Below are 22427 nucleotides of genomic sequence, written 5' to 3' on the forward strand. Positions count from 1 at the left end.
ATCTATTCTTTCAAAAATGGCTATTAAGAGAGGTAATCGACGAGTATGTACTAAATATAATTAGAATAATTCCAAATTTTATCAAAAATCCCCAAGTTTAAAACTTTTATCCTAATTATGTTATTAATATTGTGATAACTAATTAAGCTACAAAAGGATATGAAAGATTTGATGAGACAGAGAACTTCTTTGAAGGAGGAAATCGAAATTGCTCTAAACGCGCAATGTAAAATGGAAGCAGAAGCTTCGCAAAAGTATTTGGCGATGGCTTCATGGCTCGACCGCAATGGATTCGAAAAATCTGCCGAGTATCTTTATGCTCAAGCAGAAGAGGAACGTGAACACTTTTTAAAGCTTTTTAAATATATTAACGAAGTTGGTGGTACTGCAATAACTCCAACGATTGGAGAAGTTATTCAAGAATATCCTTCCTTCAAAAGTGTATTTGAAGCGGCTCTTCAAAGTGAAATTTCTGTGACAAATGCCATCAATAAAATCGTGGCAAAATGTCGTGAAGAAAATGATTATGCTACTGAACAATTCATGATGTGGTACGTGGTAGAACAAAGAGAAGAAGAGAAAAACGCACGTCGTGCTTTGGAATTATTCGATTTGATTGATGTTGAAAGTGCTACTGGAAAATTTGCTTTGGATAAAGAGATTGGCAAAATTGGCGCAGAAGAATAAGAATTCGAGTTTAATTAAACAAGGGTGCGACTAAAGTCGCACCCTGTTAAGAAAAAAATAAAGATTTTATTTTAGCTTCTCAAACTTATATCCTTTATTCTGCAATTCGGTAATCAGCATTTCTAGTTTATCATAAAATTTATCGGTTCGCTTCTCCCCAACGCCCATATGTGTGAGCAATAAAGCACCATTCAGTCCTGTACTAGACTTGGTTTCAAAATTGAGAATTCTTCTATAGATTTCGTCCGAACTTAGATAGTTTTTAGCGTCGGGAGTTGTATAATCTGCCTGTGAAGAAGTTCCGCTGGTATTATTGATGAGCTTCAAACCCATTTCTGCAGTCCAATCACTGATGCTTTGATTATACCATTCGTAAGCTGGCATAAAATAATTGATTTGAGAGGATGAAACACCCAACTTTTCAATTTCAGATATATTATTTTGTAAATCGTTCATAAAGCTTGTTTTATCCACCAATAAGGAATCACGTTTCTCCCAAGAAGCATATAACAAATGTTTATCTGAATGGGGGCCTATATAATGCTTTTGTTGAACCAATTGCTTAATAGTCATTTGAAAAGATGGATTTCTCAAATAATCCCCTGTCAAAAAGAAATTAGCTTTGATACCTTTTTTCTGCAAAACCTTTAAGACAGTCGAAGCACCTTCGTTAAATTCATGTGCCGTAAAACACAGATATATCTCCTTTTTAGTAGTATCCAAACGTACAATTCCGCCTAGTGATTGAATGTTGTTTATTGCTTGCAATTTACGCCCTTCTTTTTCATAAAAAGAAAGTAAAAATGACAAGCTAGCTGTCCCATCCATTGTTGGCTCATCGGTCGAATAATCGCCAAAATCGTCATGATACACTGCCAATTTTGATTGAAAATCAGCATATTCATCTGGATGGTATAAGGTTATTCCTATCAATTTACTCCAAATAGAACCATAAACTGGGCCATCGACTAAGCCTCCATCAATTTTGTAATTGTATAAATGCGTAAATGCAGAATGTGGATCTGTTGGGGAGAGTTTAGACGTCGGAAACCCACAAATCATACTTGTTCCCCACGGATTACACCCCATCAGCCAGTCACACAGCGCCATTTCCATAGACTGATATTTGGTTGACCCCGTCAATTGTCGAAACAAAATCGCTTGTGTTAAAATACCTGCCACATAATTATTGGAACACCATACAAATGGCACCCCGTTGAGAAATGGTGTATTTTTTCCTCGCTGAAAAACCTTTTCCAAACCTGACTCCATGTAATTAATAAAAGCCTTGTCCTTGGCTTCTTTTGCCATAAAATAATGTCCTAAATTGACAAAAGGATACCACTGGTAATGTCGGGCGGTGTCGGCACCCATCCAAGGTGTGGTGGGTTCTTGATGACCAAATTGTGAAGCTTCTTGCCAGATTTCGGACTTCTGGGTTATTTTGGCTAATTGTGTAGCTGCCAATTCCATATCATCGACCCAGTTGTCTTCCTCATAAAAATACGGCGCACCTCCTGGCGCTGTTTGCGATACGCCAGGTTTTTCTTTGCCAAAAGTGTAAGCGTCTAAGGCTCTTGCTTTCAAGGATTCGGCAAATTGAGGATAATATTTTGTCAAAATTTCACTTCCTAAAGCAAACGTTGAAGCAAATTTTCCAACAGTTGAAGCTACCCCAGTTGTACGATTTTTATGTTTGTAACCTTGAATTTTTCCAGTAATATAATACACTGGGCGAGCTAATCCCTGATTGGTGGCGTATTGTACTTTATCGAGGGTGGGCAATCTCAAACCTTTGTGATCACGGTCGTCGGCTAATTGGTTGTAGTACTCGTGTGGTGCAGGGTTCATTTTCACTAGCCAATCCAAACCCCATTTGGCTTCATCCAAAATATCGGGAATGCCATTTTTACCCACATTTCCCCAAGCGTCATGAAGGTCTTGATACACCTCAGGATTTTGTTGGTAGGCAAATAGCATTTGAAAAGTAGCATTTGCGGAGGTTGTTACATATTGCAAATAATCGGATGCATCATGCCAGCCTCCAGATACATCGAGGTGTGTCGAATCTTTCTTAGGGTCGGGATGATACACAATAAATCCGTCAGCTCGGTGGCATGAATCTTTTAAAAAAGGATTATACCCACTTCGTTGCTGGCGCATATATTTCAAAATAAAATCGGCCGATCCTCTAAAAACCTCTGCATCTATCCGAAAAACTGGCGATTGAGCTTGAGAAGTTTTGATAAAATAAGTCCCTGATTTTTTGAATCTTGAAAAATCTAATCTAGCAGTTGATTGAAAAGGGCCATAAGCTCCTGTTGAAACCAATGTCTTTGATTGAAAAACGACCTTCTGCGTTTTAACCTCTATCAGCTCAAAAGTACTCGGCACTTGTAGGTCTTTACTCACCCAAACCGCCACTTTAGGATAATTGGGCAAATATCCCAACTGATTGATTCGTATCCATTGGTTCGCTTGTCCAAGGATTGTCAAAGAGAGTAAATTAAATAGGAAAATGAAGTGTAATCGTTGTAGCATCTTTTTTCCTCTAATTTATTCAAATTCCAGAACAGGCTACACAGGTTTGTGGGGAAGGTGATGGAATAATTAAAAAATAAAGATTTTGTCATTGTATCAATTTAATACAATAAAATATTTATATTTACTTACATTATTATCCAAAAAACAATTTATAGAAAGAACACAAAGCTTTAAAAGCCCTCAATTCACCAAAGTATCATTTACGATTCAAGCAATTGAAGGTGTCATTACATTATCAGGGAAAAATGTAGATTTAGCAATTGGTGGATATTCATTTACCTCAATTCGGTTAAAACCAACGCTAAAAAATCAGAAAACGGCTAGAAATTTCTAGCCGTTTTTTTTATAACTCATCGTATTTTTTGTTGCTACCCAATGCCTTTTCTATGGGATATTTTTCAGCATTTTTCACAAGCTTTTTCTCAATGATTTCTTTTACATCAAAACCATATTTTTCAGCTAATAAAAATGCCGCGTAAAATACATCCGCCAACTCCTCCTCTATTTTCTCGATTTTAGCTTCTTCAGGATTTTTCCAAAGGAAAACTTCCAGAAGTTCAGACGCTTCAACGTTAAGACACATCGCCAGATTGCGAGCATCGTGAAATTGTGCCCAATCTCTTTCGTCTCTAAATTTGAGGATTTGTTGTATAATTTCTTGAATGTCGGAATGTGAGTTGGTGGTCATCAGTTTTGAAGTTAGTTACAATTTATAATTCTGTGTTCAACGATGTCAGAAAATTATCTTCATTGAAACCAATCTTCATAAATTTCCCCTCGGCCTCAGCCAAAATTTCTTGGTTGGCAATGGTAACTTTGAAGCCTTTAAGATAGAGATATGCTTCTAGGGCATCCACCTGATTAGAGACCTCATATTGCTCCAAAAACTCCCCAATGACTGTTACTTCACGCTCGATTCCTATTTCTTCAAATTCTTCCTTAATTTCCTCTGAGAAGGTTACTGTTAACAGCATTATACCTTGCCCGTAATCTGCCAAGAAAAAGCCATCCTGTCCAAACATACCACAAGCGATGAGTCCCAAATCATACAACTCATTCTGATTTGAATCGTACTGAGGCACTGTAAGGTGAGAAATATCAAAGCGCTCTCCCAACTGTTTCAACAAAAGGGAATTGGCAATAATTTTTGGCGTTTGTTGCAGATGTTGATTTTCCCATGCCCAAAGCCAAGTTCCACTTGATTTTGAAAACGAACCATACACTTGCATCGGAAAAGTATAATCTTCAAACATGATGGTTCCTTTTTCAAGATTAAAGGACCACGGAATACCTTCAGTCAAATCTGCAAAATCTCTTTGTCTGTCAATCGATAAAGGAGCAAAATTGTCAAATAAATCCCAAAATATTAGGTTTTCTGAGTCGGTAGGAAGCGAACTAATTCCCTCTTTTGTTAAGGTACCTTGTGTAAGGACTATTTCATTGATGTGCTTTAATGAATTTTTCATTAGTTATAAATTTAAGAATTAAGGAATACGGTAATGAGTTTGTAGGCAAAATAAAATGCAACTTCTTGGCTTTCGGTTTTCAGCAATGTGCTGTCAGCAAAATATTTCCAACGAATTCAAACGAGCTATTTAGCGTAATGCCTAAAACTTACAGCATATAGTGTATTAATGCAATTTTATTTTGCGTTAATACTTAGGTAATCATGCAGAATAAGATTTAAGTTATTTGTTTAGGTAACAGGCACAAGGTACAGAGTGTTAAAATGTTTCTTATTGCCCACAGCCATGCTTTTTTCCAAAACCCACTGCCGAAAGCCCAAAGCATAATTTTAAATTTTATCCAGCCTATTAGATTATTTGCCCTAAAAATATGCATTTAATTCGCTGAAATAAGCAAATCAAAATATAATTTTCTGCGAAACTTTTAGCGACAATATTACTCCAATCGCATCAGTGCAACGTAGGTTTCGATGCCATTCCAAATGTTTTGAATACGAATATTCTCATTCTCAGCATGTTGGTTATTATCATGATTGGCTATTGGGACTGTAATTGTAGGTGTGCCCAGATACTTTTCAAATAAAAATAAGGGAAGACTACCACCCAAACTAGGCATGAGCACCAACTCATCTGTCGTAGTACTTTGCACAGCGCTAATGACCTTTTGGGCAATTGGCAGGTTCATTTGTGTACGTTGAGCATTGTATCCTTTGCCTAGCGTCACACGAGCGATAAGAGGATATTTGAGTCTTTCTTCGTCGGTGATACTTTCATTTTGAGTAACATAATAGCCTTGTGATTTGATATGATCTATCACTTTTTGTGCTTGTCGTTGGGCATCATTTCCTAAAACTAGTCGCAAGTCCAAGGCTGCTGTGGCAGACGTTGGGATAACATTAGCAGTCATTTTGCCAACATTGGCACTGGAAATACCATTGATATTGAGCGACGGTAAGTTGATCAACTCAGCCAAAGATTTTCCTCCACCTTCTGCTCGGACAAAGCCTAATTCTTGCTTCATTTGCTCATCCACAGCAGGAACTCTAGCCAAAGCTTTTTTCTCCAAATCAGTAAATGGCACTACGTCGTCGTAAAAACCTTTAATCAACACCTTACCATTATCATCTTTCATTGAGGCTAATAATTTTACGAGCAAATTGGCAGGGTTGGGTGCCCAGTTGCCATAGTGTCCAGAATGCAAAGGCCGTTTAGAGGCAAAAACTTTAATTTCCATACCGATATCACCACGAACACCAAAGACCACTTGTTTTTTGCCAGATTGATGCACAGGGCCATCACAAATAATCCAAAGGTCGGAGCTAAGTTTTTCTTTATGTTTTTCCAAAATTTCAGATAAATGAGTAGACCCCGCTTCTTCCTCTCCTTCAAAGAAGAACTTTAAGTTTACACTTGGTTTTATCCCTAATTTATTCAACACTTGATAGGCAGAAAGTATCGAAAAAACACCCGCTTTATCGTCTGAAGCACTTCTTCCATAAATACGCCATTCTGGATTGATTATATCTCCCTGTTTTGGGTCAGGAATAATTTTGCCTCCTTTTTCTAAGGAAGCATCTAAAAATACAGACTTGAAAGGTTCTAATCCCTCCGCCCACTGGTTAGGATTAACTGGCTGACCGTCATAATGCGCATAAAATATTACAGTTTTAGTAGCATTAGGCACGTTTACTTCGCCATAAATAGCGGGAGGAACGCCCTTGGTTTTTGCCTCCAAAAGTGTGGTTTTAATACCTCTATCCTCCATCATTTTGACAATGTAAGCAGCAGTTTTCTGAATACCAACGGTATCATATACCACATTAGGAATGGATAACAGACCTTTAAATTCATTCAATAAGGCAAACTCATTCGCTTTCCTATAATTTCTTACTTGCTCATTGAGTTTTGACTGAGAAAGAATGGCAGTACTTTGAAGTAATAGTAAGGATAGTAATACTTTTTTCATAAGGTAGTTTGTTTGTGTTGATAGTACCTAATATAGGCTTCAAATGTGAGAAACGTGAGAATATCTTGTAAAATATTATGCTGTATATCGCTAACTAACTTACTCGCAAGCTAATAAGCAAAGTCAGTTTATTTTTCACTTTTTCTCAGTTTAGTGCTTTGCTTGAGAATTTCTACTCATCATTGTATCTTTTCGATAAAAACTATTTTACTTTTGTACTATGAAAATATTATGGTACTTGTTTTTGTTCTTTTCCACTAGCTCCATTGCTCAATTTCCTCAAACTCCCAAAGCCTTAAAATATAGTACAAAAGATGGTCTATCTTTCGGAATTGTCAATTCAATTGTACAGGATAATAATGGCTTTATGTGGGTTGCTACCGACGACGGACTAAACCGTTTTGATGGGATTTCATTTCGTATTTTCCGTCATGACTCTGAAGAGAAATTTAGTTTACCAGGTAATTACATCAATACAGTTTTCAAAGATTCTCGTGGTCAACTATGGATTACTTCCAGAAAAGGTCTTCTGAAATTTGATGCCTCGCAGGAGCATTTTTACCCTCAGTCGCTCTACAATGGTCAAAATATGGACGAGGATATTAGCTCGATTTCAGAAGCTAAAAATGGTAATCTATGGATTTCATCTTCCTTACATGGGGTCTTTAATTTTAACCCACAAACAGGCAAAACAATCAATTACCGTATGTCCAATACCAAGGGCATGCGTAGCAATACTATTTTAGTCACACTTGAAGACTCCAAGGGGCTTGTTTGGCTTGGCTCCCATACCAATGGAATCAGTGTTTTCCAACAAAGAAATGCTCAACTTCTGCCCTATCCAATCAAAAATATCGAACTGCTCAATAATTACCGAATCAACAGCATTTTTGAAGACTCCAATCATCAAGTATGGCTAGCTACTTTTGACGGAATATACTTTTTTGACAGAACATCCAATAGTATTACCAAAGTAGGTTTTACAAATTTTTCGAGTAATAACGTATTTCTGTCCCTACTGGAAGACAAACAAAAAAACCTATACATCGGAGTACAGGACGGTGGACTATATCAGATTAAAATACAGCCTAGCTACCCACAACTCAAAGCACTTCCGATACAGGTAGTAAAAGAGCCTCAAGGGGCACTTACTCAACGCTCGGTGCAATGCTTATATGCAGATAAAGACCAAAATATCTGGCTTGGAACTTATGGTGAAGGTATTATGATGCTCAACCATAGTCCGCAACGCTTTTTGCAGTTTCAGAAAAAAATCACGAACCAAAATACCGAAAGCTGGCTTCGCTACTACGGCATGACTGCCGACCATGAGGGAAATTTGTGGCTAGGTACTGATGGAGATGGTATCTATAAAACTACGCCAGAAGGAAAGGTTATCAAGCATTATGTAGCTAGTAAAGCCCAAGGAAGCCTTACCAATAATGCCATACTTAGCGCATTTAAGGATAGTAAAAACAATCTTTGGTTTGGATCTTATGCAGGGGGGCTGTATCGCTATAATCCTACAAGCGACAGTTTTATCAATTACAAACATGTAGCAAACGACCCCAAAAGTATTGGAGCCAACGACGTCAGGGTGATTTTTGAGGATACTCAGAAAAACATCTGGATAGGAACCAATGGCGGAGGTTTTTGCCGATTTAATCCTCAAAATCAAACGTTTACCAACTATAGTAGTAAATCACGAAACTTTGATTCAAACGATGTTAGGGCGATTACTCAAGACCATCGGGGCAATTTACTTATCGGAACCTATGGCGTGGGTCTGATTCAGTTTAATCCCCTTACCCAAAAATCAACACAACTCCTTAAAGATATTTTACCTTCAGGAGTTGTATTGAGTCTAGCCTTTGACGCCAACAACGGGCTATGGGTAGGTACTCAAGAAATAGGGTTGATTCATTATCAATTTAATACCAATAGTTACACGAGATTTACCGAAAAAAATGGTCTGGGTAGCAATACTATTTTGGCGATTAAAGCACTTCCTAACCAGCAAATCTGGATTAGCACAAATGCTGGTATTTCAAAAATTGATGCCAAAACTAAGAAGATTTTTAATTATGACAGAAAGGATGGACTCCAAAACGGACAATTCAATGGTGGATCGGTGTTGTATGAGCCTATCAAAGGCTTTTTATGTTTCGGAGGAACAGAAGGCTGGAATCTTTTTTATCCCAAAAATATTGATGTACTTACTTATCAGCCAAATGTATTGATTACAGGTATACAGCTTTACGGAAAAGATATTGATCAAAGTGGTGTACCTCAACGAGAATTTATTCCCTTTGATAATCAAAATCCTGAAGCATTGGTGGAACTACAGCCTAATCAATCAGTTTTTTCAATTCAATACGGTGCTATTAATTATTCGTATCCCGACGAAAGTTACTTTGCCTATCAACTAGAAGGGCTAGACAATGATTGGAATTATGCTGGTAAACAAAAATCAGCTACTTATCGCTATCTCGAACCAGGTCATTATGTATTTAAAGTAAAGGTCGCCAACAAAGACCGTGTTTGGTCAGACAAAATTGTATCTGTCAATGTCATCATTTTGCCACCTTGGTACAAAACATGGTGGGCATATCTGATTTATTTGGGAATGATAGCGACGGCGATTTACTATTATCAACGCTATCGTCAGAATCAAACTGAACTCAAATATCAAATTCGGGTAGCAAAAATTGAGGCCGATAAAGAAAAAGAGTTAAATGAGAAAAAACTTTCGTTTTTTACCCAAATCTCACATGAGTTCCGAACGCCACTAACGTTAATTATCAACCCTATAAAAGAGTTATTGAAGGATGAAACTCAGGATACCAATAGCTTGCAATTGGTGTATCGAAATGCTAGGAGGCTATTGAGTTTGGTAGATCAACTACTCTTATTTCGTAAAGCCGAAGCTGAGCGGGACCATCTTAAGGTATCTTTATTAAATGTCAAAGAATTGGCTGAGGAGGTCTTTTTGTGCTTCACTTATCAGGCAAAGGAGAAAAATCTCCATTATGATTTTGTTTGTACTGACGAACAATTGGAAATTTATGGTGATAAAGAGAAAATAGAAATTGCACTTTTCAACCTTATTTCTAACGCCATCAAGTTCACTCCGATGGATGGAGCAGTCTCTCTCAGCATTGAAGATACCCCTCGATATGTTAATTTTTATATCAAAGATAATGGCAAAGGTATTGCAACAAACGTTGGCGAAAAGCTATTTGAGATGTTTTATCAAACCAAAAATACCAGTGCAGTAGGCTTTGGCATTGGTCTTTTTTTAACAAAAACATTTATCAAATATCATAAAGGAGACATTTCGTATTCGAGTAAAGCAGGCATAGGAACCACCTTCAAAATCAGCCTACCAAAGGGATATGACCATTTGGACATAGACAATATTGTACTAGATTCAAAACCAGAATCGGCTTTACTGAATGAGTTAAAAGAAGAAAAAATTGAAACAAAAACCTTTCTAAAACTCGACAATCAGGTAAGCGTAGTGGAACTTGTGGGCGAACAAAATACGATGGTGGTGATTGATGACAATGAACAAATCAGGTCCTATCTGAAACAAATTTTTCAACCCCAATTCAAAATTTATGATGCCGAAAATGGGCAGAAAGGATTAGATTTAGTCAATGAGGTATTACCAGACATTGTGATTTGTGATATCATGATGCAAGGGCTCAATGGTATTGAAGTATGTACCGAAATCAAGCAAAATAAGCAACTCAATCATATACCAGTAATACTGTTGACGGCAAGTACCTCCTCTGAAGTAAAGCTCAAAGGAATTGAAGTGGGTGCGGATGACTATATCAGTAAACCCTTCGAAAAAGATATTCTAATTGCGCGAATCAATAGTATTTTGAAGAGCCGTATGGACTTACAACAGTACTTTTTCAACGAAGTAACGTTACAAGCCCATAACCTAAAAATCTCTCCTGAATACAAACAGTTTTTGGATCAATGTATAACAATCGTAGAGCGAAACCTGATGGATTCGGATTTTAATGTGAGTGTATTGGCAACCGAAATCGGGATGAGTTCTTCGAGTCTTTACAATCGTATCAAGTCGATTTGTGCGCAGTCCCCTAATAACTTTATCCGATTTATTAGACTCAGAAAAGCAGCAGAGATTTTAATTTCGACCGACTACACTGTTTCCGAAACAGCGTACCAAGTCGGAATCAATGATAGTAAGTATTTCAGGGAACAATTCAACAAACAATTTGGTATGAATCCCTCCGCTTACATCAAAAAATACCGCAAGCCTTTTCACAATCAGCATACCTTCAACAAGGACGTTTTCCCAAAGAAAAGCTAAAATAGCCACCATTTTTTCATAAAAAAGCCCTAAAATTTACCATTTTAGGGCTTTTTGTTTGATTACCCCCTACCATATAAGGATTTCCCCCCTCTCGAAATAACTCCATAATCCTAGTTTTGCTTTAAATATTTCAATGTCAAAAAGCACAAATTTTCCAATCAAACAATTTTCATTTAAAAGATGAGACAACCTTTATTCTCCCATTTCGGAAAGGACTCAGGAAAAACAGGCATCAAAAACCTGTTTGGTCCTAGTACCAAATTTTTATTATGCCTTATGATGATGCTTTCTACATTGGCAACTTTTGCTCAAGATAGAAAGATTACAGGAACTATCCTTGATGAACAAGGAGCAGCACTTCCGGGTGCGAACATACAAGTAAAAGGAACTAGCAAAGGAGTTTCGGCAGATGCAAATGGTAAATATTCCATCTCTGTTCCAGCTAATGCTTCTACCTTGGTATTTACTTTTATTGGTTATGCTACACAGGAAGTAGAAATCAAAAATCAATCAGTTATTGACCTAAAATTGGTAGCAGATACCAAGTCACTACAGGAAGTAGTAGTGGTAGGTTATGGTACTCAGAAAAAAGTAACCTTGACAGGTTCTGTATCGGATGTAAAAGGTAGCGAAATCGTGAAAAGCCCTCAGCCCAACTTATCCAACTCGTTGGCTGGTCGTTTCTCTGGTTTTATTGCCAACAACCGTGGTGGTGAGCCTGGTTATGACGGTTCGAGCTATACCATTCGTGGTTTGGCATCGACAGGTAACAACGACGTGCTTATCGTTGTGGACGGTATCCCTGGGCAAATCGGTGGTTTGGAACGCCTTGACCCAAATGACATTGAAAGTATTTCGGTATTAAAAGATGCTTCGGCAGCGGTATATGGTAGCCGTGCTGCCAATGGTGTAATTTTGGTAACAACGAAAAGAGGTACAACTGGAAAACCAACTATTTCTTATAGCTTCAACCAAGGTTTTAGTTCACCAACTCGTTTACCAAAATTAGCTGATGCTCCAACGTATGCGACAATTTTGAACGAAATTGATTATTACAATAACCCAGCAGGTGGCATGAATCAGCGCTACTCGGCTGATGAAATTACAAAGTTTGGCAATGGTTCTGACCCATTGAACTACCCAAATACCAACTGGCAGAAAGAGGCTTTGCAAAGTGTAGCTTTACAAAACCAACACAGTTTGACAGTAAATGGCGGTAACGAAAACACACGCTATTTCATGTCGATTGGTATGATTTCACAAGACGGTTTATTGAAGAATGGTGCTACGAAGTATAACCAATACAATTTCCGTTCGAACATTGACGCTAACATCACGAAAGATTTCAAAGTAAGCCTGTCTCTTTCTGGTCGTCAAGAAGATCGTCAGTATCCAATCAGTAGTGCTGGTAATACGTTCCGTTCTATTTACAGAGCTTATCCTACCATTGTGGCAACTTATCCAAATGGACTACCTTCAACAGGTGTAGAAAATAACAACCCTGTTGTATTAGGAACATCTTTGGGAGGTCTTAACAAAAACCCAACGACGGTATTCAATGGTATTTTGAGAGGTAGTTACAACTTGCCTGTAAAAGGGTTGAGCGTAGACGGATTTTTGTCAATTGACAAATCTTATAACTTCTCTAAAGCGTTCAGTATTCCATACATTTTGTACTCGTACAATCGCAATACTAATGCATATGACCAAGTGGTAACAGGAGGTTCGGCTGGTGCGGCAACTTTATCTGAAGCACAAACAAACTCGTCATTACAGATTCAAAACATTAAGTTGAACTACAACTTAGCAACGGGTCGTCATAATGTAAACGCATTTGTAGCATTCGAACAAAGTCAAAACCGCTCGGAAACGTTTGGTGCATCAAGATTAAATTTCCCAACACCATCAACGCCTGAACTTTCGCAAGGTGGTGCTGCGGCTACAGACAAAAACAACTACGGAAGTAGCTACAATTTCACAAGAAGAAGTTATATTTCAAGAGTTGCCTACAACTTTAACGAAAAATATTTGGCAGAGTTACAGATGCGTGTCGATGGTTCGTCAACGTTCCCAGCTGGTAAACAATATGGCTTCTTCCCATCTTTCTCAGCAGGTTGGAGAATTTCTGAAGAGCCTTGGTTCAAAAATAAAGTTACTAGCGTTGATGACTTAAAATTGCGTGCTTCTTATGGTACTTTGGGTAACGACAACGTAGGTCAGTTTCAGTATTACAACAACTACTCATTCAACAATACGTATGTAATTGGTACAGATATTATTCGTCCAGGGATTGACTTGACAAAATTGGCAAACCCAAATATCACTTGGGAAGTAGCTAGAAAATTAGACATCGGTTTGAATGCAACAGTCTTCAAAAAGTTATCTGCTGAAGTGACTTATTTCCAACAAAATCGTTCTGATATCCTTGCGGCTCGTAATGCTTCTATTCCAAATGTTTCGGGTATCGTTAACCCTTATGGTTCAGGCGCTTTAGTTCCAGATCAAAATATTGGAAAAGTAAGCAACTCAGGTATTGAGACTAGCGTAACGTACAACCATTCTGGTGACTTCAGATATATGATTTCTGGAAACTTTACTTATGCTAAGAGTAAAGTCGAATTTGTCGATGAAGCTTCTGGCTTACCAGAATATCAACGTCAAACAGGTCGTCCACTTAACACTTATTTGTTATACAGAACTCTTGGTATTTTCAGAAGTCAAGCAGATTTGGACAAATACCCACATTTGAGTGGTGCTCGCTTGGGTGACTTAATCCTTGAAGACTACAACAAAGACGGCAAAATCACAGCAGATGACCAAGTGCGTTCTGACTACGGAAACATTCCACAAATGACTTTTGGTTTGGTGTTTAACGCAGGTTACAAAAACTTTGATTTCTCATTGGTATTCTCAGGACAAGCACAAGTTAGCCAATATGTATTACCAGAATCAGGGTCAATCGGTAACTTCTATAGCAGTTGGGCAGATAACCGTTGGAGTCCAACTAATCCAAATGGTACTTTCCCACGTGTAGATACTCGTTCTTCTTCATCCGTAAATGGTGGTTTGTATCCAAATACTTTCTGGTTGAACAACGCGTCATTTGTACGTTTGAAAAACCTTGAATTCGGATATACACTTCCAAACAAATTATTGAGTAAACTAAATATCAAACAATTAAGAGTTTATACTAACGCTTTCAACTTGTTGACATTCACAGGCGTGAAAGATTATGACCCAGAAGGAAACAGCTCAAGTGGACAATTCTACCCACAACAACGCATTATGAACCTTGGTGTCAATGTTAAGTTTTAATCTTTAATGTTTATTACAATGAAATCTAGAAAATTTATTGCTATATCTTCTTGTTTGTTTTCAGTATTACTATCAACAGCTTCGTGTAACTCGGATTTGCTTGATGTAGTACCAACAGACCGAGTTTCGGATAGTTCGATTCTTACCGACTCAACCCTTTTTGAATCTTATGTAATCAACCGTTACATGGGCGTACGTTTGACCGATAAAGAAGCAGAAGGAACACCTCCAGGCTTTGGACGTGGTTTTGAATATGCCATGTGGTCATCTGTTACGGATGAGTCTATTTATAACAACGATGATAATACTTGGTTGATTCAAAGAGGTCAATTGGCACCTGAAAACACAGGTATCGCTGGTACTATCTGGGGTAGAAGTTACCGCAGTATCCGTGAAATCAATTATGCTTTAGCCAATGTTCAAAAAGTAAACATGAGCGCAGGCATGAAAACACGCCTAACAGCTGAATTGCGTTTCTTAAGAGCATTCCGTTATCAAGACTTACTTCGTAACTATGGTGATGTAGTATTGATGGGTGACAAAGTATATGAGTTAGGAGAAGATTTCAGTAATTCTGCTATCTATACTCGCTCTTCTATCAAAGATGTTACTGCTTATATCTTGGCTGAACTTGATGCGGCAAGCAAAGACTTACCTGCTGCAAATAATAATTCCAACTGGAGATTAGGTCGTGCTACGAAAGGTGCTGCTTTGGCACTTAAAGCTCGTATTGCTTTGTATGCTGCAAGTCCATTATATAATGCTGGTACGTGGCAAGCAGCAGCTAGCGCAGCCAAAGATGTCATGAATATGGGGATGTATTCATTGTACACTGGTGGCTACGATAAGTTGTTCCTAACAGCTGAAAACAATCCTGAGATTATTTTCGAACGTCTTTATACTCGTGGAGCTCGCCACGTGTGTTTAGAAATCTCAAACGGACCCAATAGCTTTGGTGGTTGGGGTGGTAACGTACCTTTACAAAACTTTGTAGATGCGTACCAAATGAACAACGGTAAGTCTATTGATGATGCTACTTCAGGTTACAATCCACAAGACCCATACAAAAACCGTGACCCTCGTTTTTATATGACAGTTTTGACTAACGATGCAGCCTACAGAGGAAATACTGTACAAACCTTTGTTCCGGGTGGAAAAGATAGTAAAGATGGTCCATCTAACTGGAATACTTCGAAGACTGGTTATTACTTGAAGAAATACATGAACGATGCTTTACCAATCGATAACCCTTGGGATATTGCAGGGACACAACCATGGATTTATTTCCGTTATGCAGAGATTTTATTGAACTACGCTGAAGCACAAAATGAGGCTGCTGGTCCAGATCAATCTGTATATGACGCTGTAAACGCTATTCGTAAAAGAACAGGTGTTGGAATGCCAGCGCTTCCTACGGGCTTGTCACAAGCACAAATGCGTGATGCTATCCGTAAAGAACGTCAAATTGAGTTAGCATTCGAAGAGCACCGTTACTATGATGTCCGTCGTTGGAAAATTGCCAATGTAACAGAAAACGTTCCTGCTTATGGTATGGATGTTACGAGAAATGGTTCTACCTATACTTACACTCGTAAAGAGGCGTTGTCAGGAAGACGTTTTGAAGATAAGCACTATTTCCTACCTATCCCTCGTGCTGAAATCCTTGCTTCTGGTGGCAAATTGACACAGAATGCTGGATATTAATCTAGTTTGAAAATGTGAGGATTTGAAGATTTGAAAATGATTTAAGATCATCGATAATTTTCAAATCCTCTATTTTTTGTAGAATGCTCTAAGCCGCAAGCTGTAGGCGATATGGCAACCAATCTTAGGCAAGGACAACTACTAACTCATCATTCAAAACTCATCACTCACAACTCTCAAAACCTTCTAGTCCTATGAAAAAATTACTTTCTCTTATTCTTACCTCTGCCTTACTTTACTCTTGCTCTAAAGATTCAGTCGATACGCCAGTAATTCCGACAGACCCTGTCGTAAAAAATACAACACCTGTGGGAGTAGATAGCATTGCAGGCGTCAATTGGGCCGATGCTCGAGACAACTTTGTGGATGGTTGGGTTATCCCCTCTGGTCTTGAAGCGGGTGACGAATACGCTACTGTTTTTGCCAAATCAGAAGGTATTTTATCAGGTTTTCAAAACCATATCAAAGGTCTAAATACGATTCGTCTGCCTATTAACCCTCCATCAGTGAATGACGTTTGGTGGTCTCGCTACAAAGGGGCAATCGACAAAGCTATTAGTAAAAAAATACGAGTAGTGCTTTGTTGTTGGGAATCAGCCTCTGCCAAAAATGGCGTAATTGATAACAGTGCCGACTTTTGGCAAATGTGGACCAAGGTAGTACAGGACTATGGCAACAATCCTTATGTATATTTTGAAGTAATCAATGAACCTTATGGCTATTCGCTTCAAACATTGAGCGATGTATATGCTGAGTTTTTGCAAAGATTTCCAACACTTTCTCGCAAACGGATTATCTTGTCGGGCACAGGATATTCGGAGGATGTGACTGGAATCGGAGCAGATACTAGATTTTCTGAATGCTTGTTAGCACTACATAATTATGCTTTCTGGACAAATCGCACCCTGACAGAATGGGAATCTGACTGGAGACGTAGAATGGGCGCTTATGCCAAAAGAACCATCGTTTCAGAATTTGGAGTAGCTATGAGCACTGGTAAAGACTATATCGGCGGTACACAATCGGACAATGAAATCGCCTATATGATTGCATCTTCTAATGTTTTCAGAAACGATAAAGTCGCAAGTATTTATTGGCCAGGCCTGCGTGATGGCGATAGCTATAGCATGTTTTCACGAGAAGGAACAGGCACCTCTATTACCCTAAAAATCATTAATCAATCTGGTATCAATCGCCTCCGCTATGGATGGGGGATTGAATAATGGTGAATGGTGAATCTGTGAATGGTGAATTTATGAATCTTTCTTTTCTTTAAAATATTCAATAGAATCATCTGTGAAAAATCGCAACAATCGCTAATTCACCCCATTTCTAAAATACATTATCTGCTTAGTTACAAATATTTCAGCATTATGTCATCTAATAATACTTTTCAAAATTCATTCAAAAAATGGTTACTAACTGGGGCTTTGGGCTTGGGATTCTCCACTTTTACTCAAGCACAGCAACAACCGATTTTGGTAAAATTAAATCCTCAAAAAACCTTTCAAACCATTGAACATTTCGGTGGTTCGGACGCTTGGGCGGCGCAGTTTGTTGGAAATTGGCCTGATGTCAAAAGAAAAGCTATCGCCAAGCTATTATTTAGCCAAGCGTTAGACAAAAACGGGCAACCCGAAGGTATTGGGCTTTCATTGTGGCGTTTCAATGTTGGCGCTGGTAGCGCAGAGCAAGGTAAAGAAAGTGGTATCAAAGACGAATGGCGCCGAGCGGAGTCTTTTCTCAACAATGATGGTTCGTATAACTGGGAAAAACAGGCTGCTCAAATTTGGTTTTTGCAAGAAGCCAAAAAATATCATGTCGATAAGTTTTTGGCATTCACCAACTCCCCTCCTGTTCAGTTTACCACCAACAAAAAGGCTTTTGCTACCGACGGAAAACCCAATTTAGCCCCTGAGCAATACGACAATTTTGCGCGATTCTTAACAGAAGTTGTTAAAGGTGTAAAACAAAAAACAGGGATTACGTTCGACTATGTGAGCGCGACTAACGAACCACAGTGGGACTGGAGTGATGGCGGTCAGGAAGGAACACCTTTTGACAACGAACATATCGCTGGTATTAACAAAGCGCTCAGCAAAAAGCTTTTGGCAGCCAAATTATCTACCGAGATTTCTATCGCAGAAGCTGGTCAGCTTAATTATCTCTATAGTCCATTCAATAAACCTGCTCGTGGTTCTCAAATTGAAGATTTTTTCCAGAAATCAGGAAAATATTACCTCGGCGAATTACCTAATCTCAACAAATCTATTGGCGGACATAGTTATTTCACCACCTCACCTTACAAAGATGCTAGTCAAATGAGAAAACAACTAGCTAGCACAATCGCCAAAGTTGAAGGGCTACATTATTGGATGACCGAATACTGTATTTTGGGTGATAATGCAGGCGAAATTGAAGGAAATGGCAAGGATTTAGGGATAAATGCAGCACTTTATGTTGCCAAAATAATCCACAATGACCTTGTTAACGGTAATGCCTCGGCTTGGCACTGGTGGACTTCTATTTCTGCTTATAATTACAAAGATGGTTTGGTTTATATTGACAAAAACAAAACTGATGGCAAATACGAGGACAGCAAAATGTTATGGGCATTTGGTAATTTTAGTCGCTTTGTAAGACCAGGCGCACAGCGTATTGAAGCAGATTTGGCACAAGAAGTATCCGAAAAACTATCAGTTTCGGCCTACAAAGATGTGAAAAGAAAACAAACCATTGTGGTGCTTATCAATCATTCAAGCGAAGCGCTTGCCATCAATTTGGATGGTATCAAAGCCAAAAAAACAACTGCATATCAAACGGCTGAAAATGCGAATTTACAGCCTGTCAAAGTCAATAAATTGTCTAATATTAGTATCCCAGCTCGTTCGGTAGTAACATTACTGAGTTCGAACTGAGTTCGAACTCAGTTCATAGGGTATTGATAGCGAAATCCTTTCGCCATCAATACCTTTTTCCATAAGAGAACTTCAATCTTTTATTTTCATGAAAAAACTTTTACCACTTCTTTTTCTTTCTTTTCTTTTTTCCTGCAAAAATTCTTCCAACAGTCCTCTTTTTCGATTAGTCAGCGCCGAAGAATCTGGGGTAAATTTCAACAATCTCGTTGAGGAAAATGAAGAGCTTAATTTGCTCAAATACCAATATATGTACAACGGTGGAGGCGTTGCCGTTGGCGATATCAATGGCGATGGACTGGCTGATGTGTATTTTTCTGGAAATATGGTTGAGAATAAACTCTATCTCAATAAGGGTAAACACGGAAATAGTCCCTTCACATTTGAAGATATTACCGAAAAAGCTGGGGTAAAAGGTCGAAAAAAATGGAAAACGGGTGTGTCAATGGTCGACATCAACGCCGATGGCAAACTAGATATTTATGTTTGTTATTCGGGACCGGGAACTGATGAAGAACGCAAAAATGAGCTCTATATCAATAATGGACTCAGCAATGGCGTGCCCACTTTTACCGAATCAGCCGAAAAATATGGGCTAGATGCTTCAGGAACATATACCACTCAGGTCGCTTTCTTTGATATGGACAAAGATGGCGACCTTGACTGTTTTATGGCTAACCATGCTGATATGTTTTTCAACGCTTTTTTCAATACAGAAAGATTAAGGAATACACGTCATCCCAAATACGGCAACCGATTGTACCGAAACGATGAAGGGTATTTCCATGAAGTAAGCGTTGTAGCAGGCGTTCATGGAAGTGGCTTAAACTTCGGATTAAGTGTTTCGGTGGGTGACCTCAACCAAGACAATTGGCCTGATTTGTATGTAGCCAACGACTATAACGAGCAAGACTTTTTGTATATTAATCAGCAAAATGGCACTTTCAAGGAGGTTCTCAAACAAAGTATGGGGCATATTTCCAAAAACTCGATGGGTACGGGTATTGTGGATTTCAACAACGATGAATTAGCCGACATTGTAAGTTTGGATATGCTTCCAGAATCAAATTACCGACAAAAGCTTCTGAAAGGTCCTGACGAATATGATACCTATCAATTGCTGGTTGACAGTGGTTTTTATCACCAAAATACACGGAATATGCTTCAAATTAATCAGGGCATATCCGATAAAGGGATTCCCGTTTTTAGTGAAGTAGGTCAAATGGCAGGAATCTCCAACACCGACTGGTCATGGAGTCCTTTGGCGGGTGATTTTGACAATGATGGTAGAAAAGACTTGCTTGTAACCAACGGTTTCTTGAGAGATTTCACCAACATGGATTTTTTGAAATATACCTATCAAGAAGAAGTTGATAAAGCTCAAAATGCTGGTCAGCAACTCAATACTTGGCAATTGATTCAACAAATGCCAAGTACCAAAACGAGTAATTATGTCTTCAGAAATATCAGTCAAAATCAGTTTGCTCAGTTTGAAGATGCCACAAAAACTTGGGGTTTAGAAGAACCAACCGTTAGCACTGGCGCAGCTTATGCCGATTTGGACAATGATGGTGATTTGGATTTGATTATTAATAACTCCAATCAGGTGGCTCAAATTTATGAAAATCAACATGCGCCAGAACAATCACATTTTCTCAAAATACAACTAAAGGGCAATGCGCCGAATACTGCTGGCATAGGCGCAAAGCTTGTTGTCAAAACCAAAGACCAAACCCAAATGCAGGAACTTTATCCTGCGCAAGGATTCCAAAGTAGTGTGGAACCTATCTTGCATTTTGGACTCGGACAAAACACAAAAATTGAATCGGTAGAAATTTATTGGAGTTCTGGGAAAAAGAGTATTCTATCAAACCTTTCTGCCAATCAAACTTTGCAGGTAACAGAAACAACTGCAAAAGATGGTTTGTATCAATATCCTCAAACGGCTTCTCTTTTTGAAGATATTACCCAACAATCTCAGCTTTCTTTTGACCACAAAGCCATTCCATACGTCGATTTCAAACATCAAGCTCTTCTACCCTATCAACTCTCAAAAGCAGGGCCATTTACGGCTACCGCAGATGTCAATGGCGATGGTTTAGAAGATGCTTTTATAGGTGGTAATAGTCAGCAAGGAGGTGTTTTGTTGATACAACAAGTCAATGGAACTTTCAAACCTGCACCTTCTCAGCCTTGGCAACAACAAACCGTTTATCAAGATATGGGCATGACATTTTTGGATGCCGATGGCGACCATGACCTTGATTTGTTTATCGCAAGAGGCAGTGCTGCCTTTGGGGCAGTGCCAGAGGCGGCTCAAGATGTCTTATTTATCAATGATGGAAAAGGTAAGTTCAGTGCCACAGTCGATGCTCTTCCCAATCTTCAAAGCAATGGAAGTTGTGTTTCAGCAGGTGATTTTGACAAAGATGGAGATATAGATTTATTTGTGGGTGGACGTTCTCTCCCCAATCGTTATCCAGAAGCTGACCAAAGCTATTTACTCAAAAATGAAAGTAAAGGAAACAATGTCAAATTTGTGTCTGTTCAGGCTGAATCTTTGTCGTCACTAGGTATCGTAACCTCCTCCGTATGGCATGACATCAACCAAGATGGCTGGCTAGACCTAATTGTGGCAGGAGAATTGATGCCTATTACTATTCTGGAAAATCAAAAAGGTAAACTCGTGGATAAAACAGAAGCTTATCATTTAGCAAAAAGTCATGGCATGTGGAGCAAAATTCTGTTGGAAGATATGGATAATGATGGTGATATGGATTTGATTGCTGGCAATGCAGGGCTAAACTCTCAGCTAAAAGCCAATGAACAAGAGCCGCTAACGGTCACTTATGCAGATTTTGACCAAAACGAAACCATTGACCCTATGATTTGCTATTATATTCAAGGCAAAAGCTATCCGATGGCTTCTCTCGACGAAACGGCCATGCAAATGCCGTGGATACGAAAGAAGTTCTTGAAATATCATGATTATGCCCAAGCAGGTCTTTCAGATTTGTTTACTTCAGAACAACTAGAAAAAGCACAAAGTAAATCCGTTTTTACCTTAGCTACCACCTATTTTGAAAATACTGGAAAAGGTATATTCAAAGCTCAAGTATTGACTTCTGTGGCTCAAACTTCATGGGTATCGGGTATTTCCTGCGGTGATTTTAACAAAGATGGGAAAAAAGATATTTTGCTATCTGGCAACTTCAATCCTTGGCGTGTTCAGCTTGGAAAAATGGACGCCTCTCATGGGGTACTGTTATTCGGAGATGGCAAAGGAGCTTTTAAAGCAAGTAAACCTCAACATACAGGTTTGCTTTTTACGGGAGATATTCGAGATATGAAACCCATCCAAATTCGACATAAATCAAGTTTTATTTTTACTCGAAATCAAGATAAGGTAGGAATTGTTCAGTTGAAATAAGTACAAAAAATAGAGGCTAGGAACATCATTCCTAGCCTCGTTATTT

At 38.6% G+C, this 22427-nt stretch carries 11 protein-coding genes; 7 read left to right on the forward strand and 4 right to left on the reverse strand.

All coding sequences use genetic code 11. The features are described from left to right. Window positions 1–159 precede the first annotated feature (159 nt). A complete protein-coding gene (locus BWI92_RS18900; RefSeq protein WP_095165632.1) occupies window positions 160–687 on the forward strand; it encodes a ferritin in 528 nt (175 codons plus the stop codon). 66 nt (window positions 688–753) lie between these two features. Here BWI92_RS18900 and BWI92_RS18905 read toward each other — a convergent pair whose 3' ends face one another. The 4 genes from BWI92_RS18905 to BWI92_RS18925 form a co-directional block, all read right to left on the reverse strand. Next, a complete protein-coding gene (locus tag BWI92_RS18905) occupies window positions 754–3228 on the reverse strand; it encodes a glycoside hydrolase family 9 protein (protein ID WP_095165635.1) in 2475 nt (824 codons plus the stop codon). Window positions 3229–3574: 346 nt separating this feature from the next. Beyond that, on the reverse strand, window positions 3575–3919 hold the full coding sequence (locus BWI92_RS18915) for a nucleotide pyrophosphohydrolase (protein ID WP_095165640.1): 345 nt from the start codon (window positions 3917–3919) through the stop codon (window positions 3575–3577). Between the two features lie 22 nt (window positions 3920–3941). Further along, window positions 3942–4697, reverse strand: a complete 756-nt coding sequence (locus BWI92_RS18920; protein WP_095165642.1) for a DUF6882 domain-containing protein — start codon at window positions 4695–4697, stop codon at window positions 3942–3944. 436 nt (window positions 4698–5133) lie between these two features. Continuing rightward, on the reverse strand, window positions 5134–6663 hold the full coding sequence (locus BWI92_RS18925; protein ID WP_095165644.1) for a M20/M25/M40 family metallo-hydrolase: 1530 nt from the start codon (window positions 6661–6663) through the stop codon (window positions 5134–5136). A 220-nt stretch (window positions 6664–6883) separates the two neighbouring features. Here BWI92_RS18925 and BWI92_RS18930 point away from each other — a divergent pair, with 220 nt between their 5' ends. The 6 genes from BWI92_RS18930 (at window position 6884) to BWI92_RS18955 (ending at window position 22381) form a co-directional block, all read left to right on the forward strand. Then, window positions 6884–11011, forward strand: coding sequence for a two-component regulator propeller domain-containing protein (locus BWI92_RS18930; RefSeq protein WP_095165646.1), 4128 nt, complete (start codon window positions 6884–6886; stop codon window positions 11009–11011). A 183-nt stretch (window positions 11012–11194) separates the two neighbouring features. Further along, entirely contained in the window at window positions 11195–14329 is a 3135-nt protein-coding gene (locus BWI92_RS18935; protein WP_095165649.1) for a TonB-dependent receptor, read from the forward strand. A gap of 18 nt (window positions 14330–14347) precedes the next feature. Continuing rightward, complete coding sequence (locus BWI92_RS18940) at window positions 14348–16033, forward strand: RagB/SusD family nutrient uptake outer membrane protein (protein ID WP_095165916.1); 1686 nt, start codon at window positions 14348–14350, stop codon at window positions 16031–16033. A gap of 194 nt (window positions 16034–16227) precedes the next feature. Beyond that, window positions 16228–17256 carry a cellulase family glycosylhydrolase gene (locus BWI92_RS18945; RefSeq protein WP_095165651.1) on the forward strand — a complete coding sequence of 343 codons (1029 nt, stop codon included), beginning with the start codon at window positions 16228–16230 and terminating at the stop codon, window positions 17254–17256. 150 nt (window positions 17257–17406) lie between these two features. Next, the gene (locus tag BWI92_RS18950; RefSeq protein ID WP_095165653.1) at window positions 17407–18951 is read left to right on the forward strand and encodes a glycoside hydrolase; all 1545 of its coding nucleotides are present in this window, start codon (window positions 17407–17409) and stop codon (window positions 18949–18951) included. Window positions 18952–19039: 88 nt separating this feature from the next. Continuing rightward, complete coding sequence (locus tag BWI92_RS18955; RefSeq protein WP_095165655.1) at window positions 19040–22381, forward strand: VCBS repeat-containing protein; 3342 nt, start codon at window positions 19040–19042, stop codon at window positions 22379–22381. The last annotated feature ends 46 nt before the right edge of the window (window positions 22382–22427 follow it).

The sequence above is a fragment of the Flectobacillus sp. BAB-3569 genome (assembly GCF_002270355.1).
GTDB lineage: Bacteria > Bacteroidota > Bacteroidia > Cytophagales > Spirosomataceae > Flectobacillus > Flectobacillus roseus.